16 protein-coding genes, 2 tRNA genes and 1 pseudogene are annotated in these 16506 nt (G+C 71.1%); 15 read left to right on the forward strand and 4 right to left on the reverse strand.

The window, feature by feature from the left end; genetic code table 11:
• The first annotated feature begins 390 nt into the window (after positions 1-390).
• From gyrB to ACFVXK_RS10025, 6 genes are all read left to right on the forward strand, one after another.
• Entirely contained in the window at positions 391-2412 is a 2022-nt protein-coding gene (gyrB, locus tag ACFVXK_RS10000; protein ID WP_389611066.1) for a DNA topoisomerase (ATP-hydrolyzing) subunit B, read from the forward strand.
• 45 nt (positions 2413-2457) lie between these two features.
• Positions 2458-5070, forward strand: coding sequence for a DNA gyrase subunit A (gene gyrA / locus ACFVXK_RS10005; protein ID WP_389611022.1), 2613 nt, complete (start codon positions 2458-2460; stop codon positions 5068-5070).
• 3 nt (positions 5071-5073) lie between these two features.
• On the forward strand, positions 5074-5778 hold the full coding sequence (locus tag ACFVXK_RS10010; RefSeq protein ID WP_389611023.1) for a DUF3566 domain-containing protein: 705 nt from the start codon (positions 5074-5076) through the stop codon (positions 5776-5778).
• Between the two features lie 95 nt (positions 5779-5873).
• A tRNA-Ile gene (locus ACFVXK_RS10015) sits at positions 5874-5947 on the forward strand.
• Between the two features lie 147 nt (positions 5948-6094).
• Positions 6095-6229, forward strand: coding sequence for a DLW-39 family protein (locus ACFVXK_RS10020; protein WP_208809277.1), 135 nt, complete (start codon positions 6095-6097; stop codon positions 6227-6229).
• 17 nt (positions 6230-6246) lie between these two features.
• On the forward strand, positions 6247-7581 hold the full coding sequence (locus ACFVXK_RS10025) for a hypothetical protein (RefSeq protein ID WP_389611024.1): 1335 nt from the start codon (positions 6247-6249) through the stop codon (positions 7579-7581).
• Positions 7582-7624: 43 nt separating this feature from the next.
• Here the strand turns inward: ACFVXK_RS10025 and ACFVXK_RS10030 are convergent, their stop codons facing one another.
• Complete coding sequence (locus tag ACFVXK_RS10030; RefSeq protein WP_389611025.1) at positions 7625-8842, reverse strand: serine/threonine-protein kinase; 1218 nt, start codon at positions 8840-8842, stop codon at positions 7625-7627.
• 48 nt (positions 8843-8890) lie between these two features.
• Positions 8891-9439: a transcriptional regulator gene (locus ACFVXK_RS10035; RefSeq protein ID WP_042817888.1), complete on the reverse strand. Its 549-nt coding sequence runs from the start codon at positions 9437-9439 to the stop codon at positions 8891-8893.
• 162 nt (positions 9440-9601) lie between these two features.
• Between ACFVXK_RS10035 and ACFVXK_RS10040 the strand changes: the two genes are divergently transcribed.
• Positions 9602-9674 (forward strand) — tRNA-Ala (locus ACFVXK_RS10040).
• Positions 9675-9872: 198 nt separating this feature from the next.
• Positions 9873-10355 carry a LysM peptidoglycan-binding domain-containing protein gene (locus tag ACFVXK_RS10045; RefSeq protein ID WP_389611026.1) on the forward strand — a complete coding sequence of 161 codons (483 nt, stop codon included), beginning with the start codon at positions 9873-9875 and terminating at the stop codon, positions 10353-10355.
• 85 nt (positions 10356-10440) lie between these two features.
• Here the strand turns inward: ACFVXK_RS10045 and ACFVXK_RS10050 are convergent, their stop codons facing one another.
• Entirely contained in the window at positions 10441-11115 is a 675-nt protein-coding gene (locus ACFVXK_RS10050; protein WP_389611027.1) for a DUF5324 family protein, read from the reverse strand.
• A 192-nt stretch (positions 11116-11307) separates the two neighbouring features.
• Between ACFVXK_RS10050 and ACFVXK_RS10055 the strand changes: the two genes are divergently transcribed.
• Together ACFVXK_RS10055 and ACFVXK_RS10060 are read left to right on the forward strand one after the other, a co-directional pair.
• A complete protein-coding gene (locus tag ACFVXK_RS10055) occupies positions 11308-11847 on the forward strand; it encodes a peptidylprolyl isomerase (protein ID WP_389611028.1) in 540 nt (179 codons plus the stop codon).
• A gap of 104 nt (positions 11848-11951) precedes the next feature.
• Positions 11952-12827: a rhomboid family intramembrane serine protease gene (locus ACFVXK_RS10060; RefSeq protein WP_389611029.1), complete on the forward strand. Its 876-nt coding sequence runs from the start codon at positions 11952-11954 to the stop codon at positions 12825-12827.
• 117 nt (positions 12828-12944) lie between these two features.
• Here the strand turns inward: ACFVXK_RS10060 and crgA are convergent, their stop codons facing one another.
• A complete protein-coding gene (gene crgA / locus ACFVXK_RS10065) occupies positions 12945-13202 on the reverse strand; it encodes a cell division protein CrgA (protein ID WP_079428582.1) in 258 nt (85 codons plus the stop codon).
• A gap of 92 nt (positions 13203-13294) precedes the next feature.
• Here crgA and ACFVXK_RS10070 point away from each other — a divergent pair, with 92 nt between their 5' ends.
• The 5 genes and pseudogenes from ACFVXK_RS10070 to ACFVXK_RS10090 form a co-directional block, all read left to right on the forward strand.
• Complete coding sequence (locus tag ACFVXK_RS10070; protein ID WP_389611030.1) at positions 13295-14071, forward strand: DUF881 domain-containing protein; 777 nt, start codon at positions 13295-13297, stop codon at positions 14069-14071.
• Complete coding sequence (locus ACFVXK_RS10075; RefSeq protein WP_389611031.1) at positions 14040-14768, forward strand: class E sortase; 729 nt, start codon at positions 14040-14042, stop codon at positions 14766-14768. Before ACFVXK_RS10070 ends, ACFVXK_RS10075 begins: the two co-directional genes overlap by 32 nt.
• A gap of 91 nt (positions 14769-14859) precedes the next feature.
• Positions 14860-15036, forward strand: coding sequence for a hypothetical protein (locus ACFVXK_RS10080; RefSeq protein WP_045945358.1), 177 nt, complete (start codon positions 14860-14862; stop codon positions 15034-15036).
• Positions 15033-15671 (forward strand): aminodeoxychorismate/anthranilate synthase component II, encoded by a 639-nt coding sequence (locus ACFVXK_RS10085; RefSeq protein WP_388942634.1) that lies wholly within the window; start codon positions 15033-15035, stop codon positions 15669-15671. The genes ACFVXK_RS10080 and ACFVXK_RS10085 overlap by 4 nt, the downstream gene beginning before the upstream one ends.
• Positions 15672-15817: 146 nt before the next feature.
• Positions 15818-16492: pseudogene (locus ACFVXK_RS10090) on the forward strand (class E sortase); the annotation flags it as partial.
• Positions 16493-16506 lie beyond the last annotated feature (14 nt).

Below are 16506 nucleotides of genomic sequence, written 5' to 3' on the forward strand. Positions count from 1 at the left end.
CCTGGGGCTCCGCCCCAGACCCCGCGCCTCAATCGCCGGCGAGGCTGGATTTTGCCCAGCGGCGTCTGGATCTGGCCCGGCGGCGCCGGGGCGTGCCGGCGCCGCTTCGCGGAGGCCTGGAATGCGGTGTCCCTCACGGTAGCCGCGGGTTGACAGGCCGAAGCGCTGGACGCCCGTGTGAGCCTCTTTGAGCCCCTCCCCGGATATGGGGAGTCGGACAGAGGAGGTTCAGGGCGGCACATGCGGACTCAGGCACCGGCAAACCCCCACTCATGTCAGTGGTACCGGTAGACTGGAGACAATCCCGCCCGATCGCGGGATCACGCAGACAACGCAGATCGACGCGGCCGCTCCCGCCGGCGCACATGCTGGTCCGGAGTACGGGCTGCGCTGTGCCAGAAAGGGCGCTTCGTGGCCGATTCCGGCGACTCCAACGAGAAGAATTACGACGCCAGTGCGATCCAGGTCCTCGAGGGCCTGGACGCGGTCCGCAAGCGGCCGGGTATGTACATCGGCTCGACGGGTGAGCGTGGTCTGCACCACCTCGTCTACGAGGTCGTCGACAACTCCGTCGACGAGGCGCTGGCCGGGCACGCGGACACCATCGACGTCACGATCCTCGCCGACGGCGGGGTGCGCGTGGTCGACAACGGCCGCGGCATCCCGGTCGGCATCGTGCCGTCCGAGGGGAAGCCGGCCGTCGAGGTCGTCCTGACCGTCCTGCACGCGGGCGGCAAGTTCGGCGGCGGCGGCTACGCCGTCTCCGGCGGTCTGCACGGCGTCGGCGTCTCCGTCGTCAACGCGCTGTCGACCAAGGTCGCGGTCGAGGTCAAGACGGACGGCCACCGCTGGACCCAGGACTACAAGCTGGGCGTCCCGACGGCCCCGCTGGCCAAGAACGAGGAGACCGACGAGACCGGCACGTCGGTGACGTTCTGGGCCGACGGCGACATCTTCGAGACCACCGAGTACTCCTTCGAGACGCTGTCGCGGCGCTTCCAGGAGATGGCCTTCCTCAACAAGGGCCTGACCCTGACGCTGACCGACGAGCGCGAGTCGGCGAAGGCCACGGCGGGCGCCGACGACCCGGACGCGGACACGGCCGAGCCCCAGGCGCGCACGGTGAAGTACTTCTACGAGGGCGGCATCGTCGACTTCGTGAAGTACCTCAACTCGCGCAAGGGCGAGCTGATCCACCCCACCGTCATCGACGTCGAGGCCGAGGACAAGGAGCGCATGCTCTCGGTCGAGATCGCGATGCAGTGGAACTCGCAGTACAGCGAGGGCGTGTACTCCTTCGCGAACACGATCCACACGCACGAGGGCGGCACCCACGAAGAGGGCTTCCGCGCGGCGCTGACCGGTCTGGTCAACCGCTACGCGCGCGACAAGAAGCTGCTCCGCGAGAAGGACGACAACCTCGCCGGCGAGGACATCCGCGAGGGTCTGACGGCGATCATCTCGGTCAAGCTGGGCGAGCCGCAGTTCGAGGGCCAGACCAAGACCAAGCTGGGCAACACGGAGGCCAAGACCTTCGTGCAGAAGGTGGTCCACGAGCACCTCAGCGACTGGTTCGACCGGAACCCGGTCGAGGCCGCGGACATCATCCGCAAGGCGATCCAGGCGGCCACGGCGCGCGTCGCGGCCCGCAAGGCCCGTGACCTGACGCGCCGCAAGGGCCTGCTGGAGAGCGCCTCGCTGCCGGGCAAGCTGTCCGACTGCCAGTCGAACGACCCGACCAAGTGCGAGATCTTCATCGTCGAGGGCGACTCCGCCGGCGGCTCGGCCAAGTCCGGCCGCAACCCGATGTACCAGGCCATCCTGCCCATCCGCGGCAAGATCCTGAACGTCGAGAAGGCGCGCATCGACAAGATCCTCCAGAACACCGAGGTCCAGGCGCTGATCAGCGCCTTCGGCACCGGCGTGCACGAGGACTTCGACATCGAGAAGCTCCGCTACCACAAGATCATCCTGATGGCGGACGCCGACGTCGACGGCCAGCACATCAACACCCTGCTGCTGACCTTCCTCTTCCGCTTCATGCGTCCGCTGGTCGAGGCCGGCCACGTCTACCTGTCCCGCCCGCCGCTCTACAAGATCAAGTGGGGCCGCGACGACTTCGAGTACGCGTACTCGGACCGCGAGCGCGACGCCCTGGTCGAGCTCGGCAAGCAGAACGGCAAGCGCATCAAGGAAGACTCGATCCAGCGCTTCAAGGGTCTGGGCGAGATGAACGCCGAGGAGCTGCGCGTCACCACCATGGACGTGGACCACCGCGTGCTCGGCCAGGTCACGCTGGACGACGCGGCGCAGGCCGACGACCTGTTCTCGGTGCTGATGGGTGAGGACGTCGAGGCGCGGCGCTCCTTCATCCAGCGCAACGCCAAGGACGTCCGCTTCCTCGACATCTGAGTCGGCCCGACGCTGACCGCCGCCTGAAAGGATTTCTGACCAGCAATGGCCGACGAAACCACCCCCACCGCAGAGAACCCCGCGGAGGAGCAGCCCGTGCTGCGCATCGAGCCCGTCGGGCTCGAGACGGAGATGCAGCGCTCCTACCTCGACTACGCGATGTCCGTCATCGTCTCCCGCGCGCTGCCCGACGTACGGGACGGCCTCAAGCCCGTCCACCGTCGCGTGCTGTACGCGATGTACGACGGCGGCTACCGGCCCGAGAAGGGCTTCTACAAGTGCGCCCGCGTCGTCGGCGACGTCATGGGCACCTACCACCCGCACGGTGACAGCTCCATCTACGACGCCCTGGTCCGCCTGGCCCAGCCGTGGTCGATGCGCATGCCGCTGGTGGACTCCAACGGCAACTTCGGCTCCCCGGGCAACGACCCGGCCGCCGCCATGCGGTACACCGAGTGCAAGCTCATGCCGCTCGCCATGGAGATGCTCCGGGACATCGACGAGGAGACCGTCGACTTCCAGGACAACTACGACGGCCGCAACCAGGAGCCCACCGTCCTGCCGGCGCGGTTCCCGAACCTGCTGGTCAACGGCTCCGCCGGTATCGCCGTCGGTATGGCCACCAACATCCCGCCGCACAACCTGCGCGAGGTCGCGGCCGGCGCCCAGTGGGCGCTGGAGCACCCGGAGGCCTCGCACGAGGAGCTCCAGGACGCGCTCATCGAGCGCATCAAGGGCCCGGACTTCCCGACCGGCGCCCTCGTCGTGGGCCGCAAGGGCATCGAGGAGGCGTACCGGACCGGTCGCGGCTCCATCACGATGCGCGCGGTGGTCGAGGTCGAGGAGATCCAGAACCGCCAGTGCCTGGTGGTCACGGAGCTCCCGTACCAGACCAACCCCGACAACCTGGCGCAGAAGATCGCCGACCTGGTCAAGGACGGCAAGATCGGCGGCATCGCCGACGTCCGCGACGAGACCTCGTCCCGGACCGGCCAGCGCCTGGTGATCGTGCTCAAGCGCGACGCCGTCGCCAAGGTCGTGCTGAACAACCTCTACAAGCACACCGACCTGCAGACGAACTTCGGCGCGAACATGCTGGCGCTGGTGGACGGGGTGCCGCGCACCCTGTCGATCGACGCGTTCATCCGCCACTGGGTGCAGCACCAGATCGAGGTCATCGTCCGCCGTACGCGCTTCCGCCTGCGCAAGGCGGAGGAGCGGGCCCACATCCTGCGCGGCCTGCTCAAGGCGCTGGACGCCATCGACGAGGTCATCGCCCTCATCCGGCGCAGCAACACCGTCGAGATCGCGCGCGAAGGCCTGATGGGCCTCCTGGAGATCGACGAGATCCAGGCCAACGCCATCCTCGAGATGCAGCTGCGCCGCCTGGCGGCCCTGGAGCGCCAGAAGATCGTCGCCGAGCACGACGAACTCCAGGCGAAGATCAACGAGTACAACGCGATCCTGGCCTCGTCGGAGAAGCAGCGCTCGATCGTCAGCGAGGAACTGGCCGCGATCGTCGAGAAGTACGGCGACGACCGGCGTTCCAAGCTGGTGCCCTTCGACGGTGACATGTCCATCGAGGACCTGATCGCCGAAGAGGACATCGTCGTCACCATCACGCACGGCGGCTACGTCAAGCGCACCAAGACCGAGGACTACCGCTCGCAGAAGCGCGGCGGCAAGGGCGTGCGCGGCACGAAGCTGAAGCAGGACGACCTGGTCGACCACTTCTTCGTCTCCACCACCCACCACTGGCTGCTGTTCTTCACGAACAAGGGCCGCGTCTACCGGTCCAAGGCGTACGAGCTCCCGGACGCCGGCCGCGACGCCCGCGGGCAGCACGTGGCGAACCTGCTGGCCTTCCAGCCGGACGAGAAGATCGCCCAGATCCTCGCGATCCGCGACTACGAGGCGGCGCCCTACCTGATCCTGGCCACCAAGGGCGGCCTGGTGAAGAAGACGGCGCTCAAGGACTACGACTCCCCGCGCTCGGGCGGCGTCATCGCGATCAACCTCCGGGAGACCGAGGACGGAAGCGATGACGAGCTGATCGGCGCCGAGCTGGTCTCCGCCGATGACGACCTGCTGCTCATCAGCAAGAAGGCGCAGTCCATCCGCTTCACGGCGACGGACGACTCGCTGCGCCCGATGGGCCGCGCCACCTCCGGCGTGAAGGGCATGAGCTTCCGCGAGGGTGACGAACTGCTCTCGATGAGCGTTGTCCGGCCGGGTACGTTCGTGTTCACCGCGACCGACGGCGGCTACGCCAAGCGGACCGCGGTGGACGAGTACCGCGTCCAGGGCCGTGGCGGTCTGGGCATCAAGGCCGCCAAGATCGTGGAGGACCGCGGATCGCTCGTCGGCGCGCTGGTGGTGGACGAATCGGATGAGATCCTCGCCATCACGCTCGGCGGCGGTGTGATCCGTACGCGCGTCAACGAAGTCAGGGAGACGGGCCGTGACACCATGGGCGTCCAGCTGATCAACCTGGGCAAGCGGGATGCCGTGGTGGGCATCGCCCGCAACGCCGAGGCCGGTCAGGAAGCTGACGAGGTCGACGAGATCGAGACAGGGATCGAGGCCGCGGCAGCCGAGGGAACGGCCGCCGAGGCCGCCGGGGGCGAAACGTCCCCGGATCGGGAGCACGAGGAGTAAGTCGTGAGTGGAGCCACGGGCGCCGGACCGGCCAAGACTGGAGCGAACGGTGCCCGTGGCCCCGCCGCGGACTCCAAGGGCGGGGAGACCCCCGCCGAGGGCAGGGGGGGAACCGTGACGGACACCCGAGGACCGCAGTCCGAGCCGCAGGCGAAGCCGCAGTCCGGGTCGAAGCAGAAGCAGAAGCCCGCCGCGGACGGGGCCGGGGCCGAGTCCGAGGCCAAGGGCAAGGCCAAGGACGCGGCCGGGCAGCCCTACCGTCCCCCGCAGGCGTACGCGGCCCCCAAGAAGCCGGGTGTGCAGCGGGGGCCCGTGCCGGGGACCCGTACGACGCCCCGGACGCGCAAGGCGCGGCTGCGGGTGGCCAAGGCCGACCCGTGGTCGGTGATGAAGGTCAGCTTCCTGCTGTCCATCGCGCTCGGCGTCTGCACGATCGTGGCGTCGGTGGTGCTGTGGATGGTCATGGACGCCATGGGCATCTTCTCGACCGTCGGCGGCACCATCAGCGAGGCCACCGGCTCGAACGAGGGCAACGGGTTCGATCTCCAGTCGTTCCTCTCGCTGCCGCGCGTGCTGATCTTCACCTCGGTGATCGCGGTGATCGACGTCGTGCTGATGACCGCCCTGGCGACGCTGGGCGCGTTCATCTACAACCTGTCGGCGGGCTTCGTGGGCGGCGTGGAGCTCACGCTGGCCGAGGACGAATGATCCGCTGACTGACCTGCGGGAATCTCCCACAGGAACGGATTTGGGTTCCACTGCGTCTGTGCGCTAATCTTCAGGAGTCAGCGCGCAGGCGCGGAGGGGCTATAGCTCAGTTGGTTAGAGCGCATCCCTGATAAGGATGAGGCCACAGGTTCAAATCCTGTTAGCCCCACAGTGAAGAAGACCCCCAGGCCCCCGGGCCCGGGGGTCTTCTTTCGTTGGGCCGTCCGAGGGGCTCCCAGATAACCGATCGGTATCGGTCGGTGTGTATTGTTGGCGCCCAGAAGTCCCCAACGTCAACGAAAGACGAGGTCGCGCGGTGAAGAAGCTGCTCCTGGTCGCACTGGCCGCCATCGGCGGGCTCCTCGTGTACCGCCAGATCCAGGCGGACCGCGCCGAGCAGGACCTGTGGACGGAGGCTACCGACTCCGTGCCTTCCGGTTCCGGCGTGTGAGCCCCACGTTTGATCTCATGAAGCCCCGACTGCCGCTGCAGTCGGGGCTTCGTGCTGTTCGGGCCGTGTTCGCGCTGGGGGTCCTGGGGACGGTGCTCTGGCCGGCGGGGAGCGCTCTGGCGGCCGCGCGGCCGCTGCCGGAGTACCGCGCGGCCGACGGGGCGCGGCGGATCGAGGGGAAGCCGTCGACGGCGGACGCTCCGCTGCTGGAGACCGGCGCGGTGTACGAGGACGTCCTGGCGCCGGGCGAGCGGGTGTACCGGCTCAACCTGGACGCCGCCTCCAGCGTGTACGTCTCCGCGGTGCTGCACCCGCCGGCCGGGACGGCGGCGGGGTACGGGGACGGTCTGGAGGTCGAGCTCATGACCACCGGGGGCCGTTCCTGCCCCGGCAACCCCGGCCGGGCGACGTTCGCCCACGACGCGGTCCCGCTCGGGGCGGTGGGCCAGCGGCTGCTCGCGGAGGACGCCGAGTGCCAGGCGGCCGGGACGTACTACGCGAAGGTGACCCGCAGCACCGCCGGGAAGGACTCCCCGCGGGCCGCCTGGCCCGTGGAGCTCCAGGTGCGGCGGGAACCCGCCCCGGCCGCCGGGACCGCCCCGACGGCGGCGCCGGGCGCGTGGCCCTCGGCCTCCCCGGTGCTGCCGGGCACCGACCCCGTCCCGCGCGGCGGGGGCACCGGCTTCAACGACGCGCGGGCGCTGGACGCGGGGGTGTGGCGGGACGAACTGCGGCCCGGGCAGACGCGGTTCTACCGGGTGCCGCTGGACTGGGGGCGCCAGCTCGGGATCGGCGCCGAGATCGCGAAGGCCCGGATGACGAAGGAGTACGGCTCGGCGGCGGACGGGCTCACCGTCGCGCTGTACAGCCCGTACCGGGGGCCGGTGGACTCGAAGGCCACCTCGTACGACGGGAAGCAGGCGGCGGTCACGCTGCCGAGGACCGCGCCGGTGGCGTACGGGAACCGGTTCGCCGACGCGGCGCCGGTCCGGGCCGTGCGGGTGGCCGGGTGGTACTACGTCGCGGTCACGCTGGGCGGGAAGGTGGGGGAGTTCACCGAGGACGCGGCCGCGGTGCCGTTGACGCTGCGCGTGGAGGTGTCGGGCGGCGGTGGCGGTGCGGGCGGCGGGGCTCCGGCGTACCGGGAGAGCCTGGCCGCGGCTGGGTTCGGGGTCGGGGAGGCCGAGCGGGGCGCGGCGCGGGAGGGGCTGACGGCTCCGGAGGCGGCGGCCGCGCGGGAGGACCACCGGTTCGCGATGCGGGTCGTCGCGGGGGCGGGGTTCGGGACGGGGGCGGTGTTGTCGCTGGTGCTGGGGGGCTGGGTGCTGCTGGCGCGGCGGGGGAGGCGTTGAGTTCCGCCGGGGGGTGGTCCGGGTGCGGGGGTGTCCGCGCGCCTCAGAGGCGGGTCAGGGCCCAGGTGCCGGTCGCGAAGCAGAGCAGGGCGGCCGTGAGGAGGGCCGCGGTCACCTTCGGGCCGGGCGGGGGGATGCGGCGCGGGGCGGCCGGCGGCGGGGCCGGGGGTGCCAGGTGGAAGCCGGTCGTGTCCGGGGCCGGGGGACCGCCGGGTACGGAGGCGGCCGGGGTGGCCGGAGCGGCCTGCGGGGGACGTGCGGCGGGCGGCGGGGCGGGGGCGGGCCCGGTGGCGAACGGCGGCCCGAAGCCCGGAGGAACGGCCGCGGCCGGGTGTCCGGGCTGCTGCGGCGCGGGCGGTGCGGTGTCGTCCGCGGGGCGCGCGGCGGGGCCCTGCGGGGTGTAGCCCGGGGGGAAGGGCGGCAGGTGGTCGAAGATCTCCACGGGTTCCTCGTCCGCGGGCGGGGCGGGGAGCAACTGGGCTGCCTCGACAAGGGCCTTGCGCGCCCCTGTGGCGGTCCGGAACCGGTTCGCGGGGTTCGGGTGCAGGAGGTTGGCGATCACGTCCCACAGGGGCGCCGGGACGCCTTCAGGGGCCTCGGGGACGCCGTGGGCGGGGAAGTGTTCGAGCAGGGCCCGGGAATCGGGCTTGCGGCCCGTCAGCAGGTACAGGGCGACCAGCCCGGCCGCGAAGAGGTCGGCGGGGAAGTCCGGTTCGGCGCCGCGCAGTTGCTCCGGGGCGAAGTAGCCCGGGGTGCCGACCGCGAGGCCCGTCTCGGTCAGTCTGGGCTCGCCCTTGCGCAGGGAGATCCCGAAGTCGGAGAGCCGCAGGTGCGGCCGACCCTTCCCGGTGGCCTCCAGCAGGAGGTTGGCGGGTTTGACGTCGCGGTGGACGACGCCCTCCGCGTGCACCGCCGCCAGCCCCGACAGGAGCTGGTCGAGCAGGACGCACGCGAAGCGGGGCGGCAACGGCCCGTAGTCCGCGACCACATGGGCCAGGGAGCCGCCGCCGACCAGGTCCATCGTGAGCAGGACCTCGTCGTCGTCGGCCGCCCAGCCGGCGGGTGCCAGGACGTGCGGGTGGTCGATGCGCAGGGCCTGCTCGCGCACGAACCTCAGGAGCATGGGGGCGTCGGTCCGCAGGAGCACCTTCGCCGCGACGTAGCGGCCCCGGCGCCGGTCCCAGGCCCGCCAGACGGCGCCCGCGCCGCCCTGCCCGATCGGGTCCACCAGCTCGTACCGGCCGGCGAAGAGCTCGCCCATCGCTGCGCCCGTCCCCCCGTTCCGTCCCCCGTCGCCCCCCCCGGTGCGTCAGTTCTGGTGGGCCTCGTAGTGGGCCACCGCCTCCGCCGTGCGCCCGGCGCCGTACACCCGGAGGAACTCGGCCAGTTCGGGGTGGCTGGGGGCGAGGGCGTTCGCCGCGTCGATGATGTCGCCGGCCGCCGAGACCGACCGCAGCAGCGACTGGATCTCGCGGACCACCCGCTTGACGGTGGGGGCGCCGGAACTCGTCGTGGTCTGGCCGCTGTTGCTGAGGACGGAGCCTCCCTGGGTGTTCTTGATCTCGTCCATCCGGTCGGTGGCCTCGCCCGCGCTGACGCTGCCGTCCGCCACCTGCCCGGCGAGGTCCTGGAGGGCCTGCACCCGCTGGACGACGGCGGGGTTACCGATCTTGGCGCGCTGCCCGCTCATCAGCTGGGACAGCATCGGCGCCGACAGTCCGAGGACAGCAGCGAGGCGGGCCTGGTTCAGACCGAGGTCATCTATGAGCCGCCGGAACAGGGCGCCGAGCGGCTCCCCGTACCAACTGCGCTGAAGCTCCCGGGCTCTGGCCGTGGCCTCTTGCTGAACTGCGTCCACTCTTACTACTCCCCTTCGCTGGTGCGAACCTCGCGAGCATCTTACGGAGCGTGGTCGCGGGGCGGGAGTCCCCATCATTTTGCGGGATGAGGGGGTGCACCGGGTACTCTGTCCTGCGGAACGGACACTCCCTCCCGGGGGAGGGCCCGCGTCCGGACGCACGGGGCCTTAGCTCAGTTGGTAGAGCGCTGCTTTTGCAAGGCAGATGTCAGGAGTTCGAATCTCCTAGGCTCCACTTCACAAAGACCCCCTGACCTGCGAAAACGCCGGTCAGGGGGTCTTTTGCGTCCCCCGGATGGCCCTGTCGCGGGGCCGCCCGGCCGCCCGTGGACGAGAGTGGGTGGAGGTACGCACCCGGGTACCACCAGGTACCACCAGGTACCGCCCAGGGGGTACCCAGGGGGCACCCACACCACGCCGGAGGCGCACGCAGATGGGACTCTTCGACTTCCTCAAGCACGACAAGAAGAAGCAGCAGGAGCAGACCGAGCAGCAGGCGGCCGCGCCGGGCGCGGGCGCCGCGCCGCCGACGCCCTCCGACATGGGCTCGAAGTACACCGACGCGGCGGCGGCCACCAAGGCGGCCGCCGAGCGGATGGCGGCCTCGGCCCCGCCCAAGGCGGCCGCGGCGCCGAAGCCGGCCATGCCGCCGACGGCCGGCGCGGGGCGGGCCCGGCCGGCCGAGCCCAGTGACCTGTCGGCCGCGCACAAGGCCGTACCGGTGCCGCCGAAGCCGGCTCCGGCGGCCAAGAAGCGCACGTACACCGTCAAGCCGGGGGACTCGCTCTCCGTGATCGCCCGCCGCGAGCTCGGCAACGAGGCCCGCTGGCGCGAGCTGTACGCCATGAACCGGGGCGTGATCGGCGCCAACCCCGACCTGATCCACCCGGGGCAGGTGCTGACGCTGCCCAGCTGAGCGGGTGGCGGACGGCACGCACGGAAGGGGCCCGGATCCTGGTGGATCCGGGCCCCTTCCGTGGCGTGCGCGTGGGCGGCCGGGCTCAGTGCGCCCCGTTCTCCTTCTCCTTCGCCGCCAGTTCGTCGTCGAAGTTCGCCGGAGCGGCGTCCTGCGCCGACAGTTCGGTGGCGGCCGGGGGCTCCACGAGCCAGTCCGGGTTCGACTGCTGGTCCCACCACTTCCAGGCCGCGAACGCCCCGCCGGCCAGGATGCCGACGAGCGCGATGCCCTTGAACAGCCGCCCGCACCTGGCGCGCCGTTCGCCGCGCCGCACCAGCCGCTGCACGTCCTGCGCGGAGACCTGCCCGCGCAGCGCGGCCAGCGCGGCCATCGAGCGGTTCGAGGCCTCCTCGGCGACCGGGTGGGCGGCGGCGAGGGCGCTCTCCAGGCGCGGCGCCGTGTAGTCGACGGCGTGCCGGCAGGCCTGCCGCGTCTGGTGGACGGCCTTCGTGGCGGCCCGGTCCACGTTCGGCGGGAGGTGCGTGCGGGCCGCCGTCATCCGTGGGTGCAGATGGGTGTCGTAGGCGGCGCGGGCCTGTTGGGACGCCTGGTTGGCGGCGTTGGAGACCTTCGGGGCCAGCCGTGCGTTCGCCTCCTGGGCGTAGTGGACGGCCGCGTCCCTGGCGGTCCCCGCATAGGGTGCCACCACTTCCGCCGCGTGCCTCATGGCGTCCCTGGCGTTCTCGGCGGCCAGGCTCACGCTGTCCTTGCGGGTCACGGGATCCTCCTCCTCGGTGGCGGACACAGTTCACCTTTCCACCCTTTGTCGGATCATGCCTGTCCGGGCGGCCCGCGGCATGCGTGACGGGGCATCCGGGGCGAGAGGGCATCCGGGTGGAGGAATTTCCGCCGGGCGGCGGCCTCCGTGGGAGGATCGGGACCGACAGCGATGACTATGGAAGGCAGATCCGTGGCCGAGAAGCTCTACGCCACCCTGAAGACGAACCACGGCGACATCGAGATCGAGCTGCTGGAGAACTTCGCGCCGAAGACCGTCCGCAACTTCGTGGAGCTCGCCACGGGCGCCCGTGAGTGGACCCGTCCCACGGACGGCCAGAAGACCACGGCCCCGCTCTACGACGGCACCGTCTTCCACCGCGTCATCAGCGGCTTCATGATCCAGGGCGGCGACCCGCTGGGCAACGGCACCGGCGGCCCCGGCTACCGGTTCGCCGACGAGTTCCACCCGGACCTCGCCTTCACCAAGCCGTACCTGCTCGCCATGGCCAACGCCGGCCCGGGCACCAACGGCTCGCAGTTCTTCATCACCGTCGCGCCCACCGCCTGGCTGACCCGCAAGCACACCATCTTCGGCGAGGTCACCGACAAGGCCAGCCAGAAGGTCGTGGACGCCATCGCCTCCGGCCCGACCAACCCGCGCACCGAGCGGCCGCTGGACGACGTGATCATCCAGTCGGTCTCCGTGGAGCGGCGCGCGGCCACGCGCTGACGGGAACCAACGCGGCCCGCCCGTCCGTACTGCTTGTGTACGGACCGGACGTATCCGGACCGGCAGGGGCGCGTCCCCTGCCCCGCCGCCGACCGAGGGGACCGATGGACACCGAGCGTCTGCCGGGCTGCTACCGCCACCCGGACCGCGACACCGGCATCAGCTGCACACGCTGCGACCGGCCCATCTGCCCGGAGTGCATGATCAGCGCCTCGGTCGGCTACCAGTGCCCCGAGTGCGTCCGCGGCGGATCCGGCACCGGGCACGCCCCGGCGGCCAACGCGCCGCGGACGGTCGCGGGCGGGCTGGTCGCCGCCGATCCCCAGCTCGTCACCAAGATCCTGATCGGGATCAACGCTGCGGTGTTCCTCGCCGCGTACGCCGTCCCGGGCCTGGCGGTCCAGCTGGAGCTGCTGGGGCGGTACGTGGAGTACTACGGGGCGCCCCTGGAGGGCGTCTCCACCGGGCAGTACCACCGGCTGCTGACCTCGGTGTTCCTGCATGTCGAGTGGTGGCACATCTTCGGCAACATGGTCGCCCTGTGGGTGATCGGCGGCCCGCTGGAGGCGGCCCTGGGCCGGGCCCGGTACCTCGTGCTCTACCTGCTGTCGGGGCTGGGCGGCAGCGCCCTGGTCTACCTGCTGACCGCGCCGAACACCCCGACGCTCGGTGCGTCCGGCGCCATCTGCGGGCTGCTCGGCGCCACCGTGGTCCTGGCCCGCCGGCTGCGCTACGAGATGCGGCCGGTGCTGATCACCCTCGGGCTGATGCTGCTGGTGACCTTCGTGCCCCTCGGGGGCGGCTGGTCGGTGTCCTGGCAGGCGCACATCGGCGGCCTGGTGACGGGCGCGCTGGCCGCCCTGGGGCTGCTCGCCCCCGCCACGGGCAGACGGCGCACCCTGGTCCAGGGGGCGGTCTGCGCGGCGGTCCTGCTGCTCACGGCAGCGGTGGTGGTCATGCGGACCGCCGCACTCACCTGATCACACCGGCGTCAACTCTCCACAGAGTTATCCACAGATCTTCTGTCTTTTCCTCAGGTGTGGATGACGCTGTGGATAACTCATGGGGAGAGGTTGCGCCGCTGGGCTATCCGTGTACTACTTCCACTGCGTGGAGACGCCGAATCCGGCGGCGATGAATCCGAAACCGACCACGATGTTCCAGTTGCCCAGCGCCTCGATCGGCAGCTGGGTATCGGTCACGTAGAAGACGACGATCCACGCGAGACCGATCAGGAAGAAGGCCAGCATGACCGGGGCGACCCAGCCGCGGCTTCCCAGCCTGATCTGCTGCGCCTGCTGCTTCGCCGGCGGCGGCGTGTAGTCGTCCTTCTTGCGGATACGTGACTTCGGCACGAGGGGCTCTCCTGTCGATGCGCTGGGGGACCTTGCCTGCCCCGGGCGTCCGTTAGCGTAGTGGACCTGTGGCGTTGAAGGAGAAGGGTACGTTGACCAATTCCGACGACTCCTCCGCGGGTCCCCGCCGCCGGGCCAGGCCGGTGCGGCTGCTCACGGCCGCCGTGTTCGCCCTGGCGGGCCTCATCTTCGTCACCAGCTTCAACACGTCCAAGGGTACGAACATCCGCACGGATGCCTCCCTCCTCAAGCTCTCCGACCTGATCCACGAGCGCAGCGCGAACAACGCCGAGCTGGAGAAGAGCGCCGCCGCCGTCCGCGCCCAGGTCGACGCCCTCGCCGACCGGGACAACGGCAGCACCAAGGCCGAGGACGCCAAGCTCGCCGCCCTGCGCAAGGCGTCCGGCACCGAGGAGCTGACCGGCAAGGGCCTCAGCGTCACTCTCAACGACGCCCCGCCGAACGCCACCGCCCGCGTCCCGGGCGTCCCCGAGCCGCAGCCCAACGACCTCGTGATCCACCAGCAGGACCTCCAGGCCGTGGTGAACGCGCTGTGGCTGGGCGGCGCCGAGGGCATCGAGGTCATGGGGCAGCGGCTGATCGCCACCAGCGCCGTGCGCTGCGTCGGCAACACCCTGATCCTCCAGGGCCGCGTCTACTCGCCCCCGTACAAGGTGTCGGCGGTCGGCGACCCCGGGGCGCTGCGCAAGGCCCTGAACAACTCCCCCGCCATCCAGAACTACCAGCTGTACGTCAACGCGTACGGGCTCGGCTGGAAAGTGGAGGAGGACAAGCGGCTGACACTTCCCGGCTACTCCGGCACAGTGGACCTCCACTATGCGAAGCCGCTGGAGTCCGCCTCGCCCTGACGCCGTACCGCGCCTGCTGCTACGGACGTTCAGCGAGCTGTGCCTGACGGCCGGGACGCTGATCGTGCTGTTCACCGCGTACGTCCTGCTGTGGACCGGGGTCAAGGCGGACCGGGCCATGGACGGGGAACGGGCCCGGCTGCGCGACCGCTGGGCGGCGGCCGCCCCGGCCCCCGCACCCCCGCCGGCCCCCTCCGACTCCCCGGCCCCCTCCGCTCCCGCACCGCAGCCCTACCCGGCCGGCGAGGCCTTCGCCGAGATGTACGTCCCCCGCTTCGGCGCGGACTGGAGCAAGCCGGTCCTGGAGGGCACGGACACCGCCCTGCTCAAGAAGGGCCTCGGCCACTACACCGGCAGCGCCCGCCCCGGAGGGGACGGGAACTTCGCCGTCGCCGGCCACCGGCGCACCTACGGAGACCCCTTCAAGGACCTGGACGAACTACGCCCCGGCGACACCGTGATCGTCCGCGACGCGGTGAACCGCTACACCTACACCGTCCGGGCCGAGCCGCTGCGGGTCCTGCCCACCGAGACCGCGGTCGTGGACCCCGTCCCCGCCCGCTCCCCCTTCGCCGCCCCCGGCAGGTACCTCACCCTCACCACCTGCGACCCCGAGTGGGGCCACAGCCACCGCCTGGTCGTCTGGGCGCAGCTCACCGCCACCGCGCCCGCCGATCCCGGAGGTTTGCCCGGGTGACCCCCGCCGCCGGGCCCCCGGCCCGTAGTCTGGTGCGGTACCGCCCCTGCGGTGCGTGAGTGAATCGTGGACGACGAAGGAAACAGACGGAATGTACGGCTGGATCTGGCGGCATCTGCCGGGCAACGCGTGGGTGCGGGCGCTGATCTGTCTCGTACTGGTCCTGGCGGTGGTGTTCGTGCTGTTCCAGTACGTCTTCCCGTGGGCCGAGCCGCTCCTTCCCTTCAACGATGTGACGGTGGACGAGGGATCGGGAGCCACTCCGTGAGCGCGCGCATTCTGGTTGTCGACAACTACGACAGCTTTGTCTTCAATCTGGTCCAGTACCTCTACCAGCTCGGCGCCGAATGCGAGGTGCTGCGCAACGACCAGGTGGAGCTCGCCCACGCCCAGGACGGCTTCGACGGCGTCCTGCTCTCCCCCGGCCCGGGCACGCCCGAGGAGGCCGGGGTCTGCGTCGACATGGTCCGGCACTGCGCCGACACCGGCGTCCCCGTCTTCGGCGTCTGCCTCGGCATGCAGTCCATGGCCGTCGCCTACGGCGGTGTCGTGGACCGGGCGCCCGAGCTGCTGCACGGGAAGACCTCCCCCGTGGTCCACGAGGGACTCGGGGTCTTCGCCGGGCTGCCCTCGCCGTTCACCGCGACCCGCTACCACTCCCTGGCCGCCGAACCGCAGACCCTGCCCGACGTGCTGGAGGTCACCGCCCGTACCGAGGACGGGATCATCATGGGCCTGCGGCACCGGGAGCACGACGTGGAGGGCGTCCAGTTCCACCCCGAGTCGGTGCTCACCGAGTGGGGCCACCGGATGCTCGCCAACTGGCTCGTGCGCTGCGGTGACGCCGGCGCCGTCGCCCGGTCGGAAGGCCTGGCCCCGGTGGTGGGCAAGGCCGTCGCGTGACGACGGTCGCGCCGTCCGCGCCCAGCGAGGGCCGGGCCGCGCGGCGCAGGGCTGCGCAGGAGGCCGCGAAACGCTCGCACGCGCGGGCCCGCAAAGGGGGCGGGCGGGGACGCCGTCGCGCCCGCCCGCGGTCCGGCGGACCGGTGGTGGTGCTCAGCCGGGCCGTCGGCGAGCTGTTCATCACCGTCGGCGTGGTGATGCTGCTGTTCGTGGCCTACCAGCTCTGGTACACGAACCTGCTGGCCGAACGGGCGGCCGACGGGGCCGCCGGTTCCCTGCGCCAGACCTGGGAGCACCCCCCGGCGGCCGCCGCGCCGCCCGTGGCCGCCTTCGAGCCGGGGCAGGGCTTCGCCATCCTCCACATCCCCAAGCTGGACCTGAAGGTGCCCGTGGCCGAGGGCGTCAGCAAGGTGAAGGTGCTCGACAAGGGGATGGTCGGCCACTACTCCGAAGGCGCCCTGAAGACGGCCATGCCGGCCGACAAGGAGGGCAACTTCGCCCTCGCCGGGCACCGCAACACCCATGGCGAACCGTTCCGGTTCATCAACCAGCTGGCGCCCGGTGACCCGATCGTGGTCGAGACCCGGGACGCGTACTACACGTACAAGATGACCTCGGTCCTGCCGCAGACCTCCCCCGCGAACGTCTCCGTGATCAAGCCGGTGCCGGAGGGTTCCGGGTTCACCGGACCCGGCCGGTACATCACGCTGACGACCTGCACCCCGGAGTTCACGAGCACCTACCGGATGATCGTATGGGGCAGGATGGTCGACGAACGCCCGCGCAGCCAGGGTGCTCCGCCCGCGCTGAACAGCCGCTGAACAGCCCGTAAGGA

Source organism: Streptomyces sp. NPDC058157 (assembly GCF_042884105.1).
Taxonomy (GTDB): domain Bacteria; phylum Actinomycetota; class Actinomycetes; order Streptomycetales; family Streptomycetaceae; genus Streptomyces.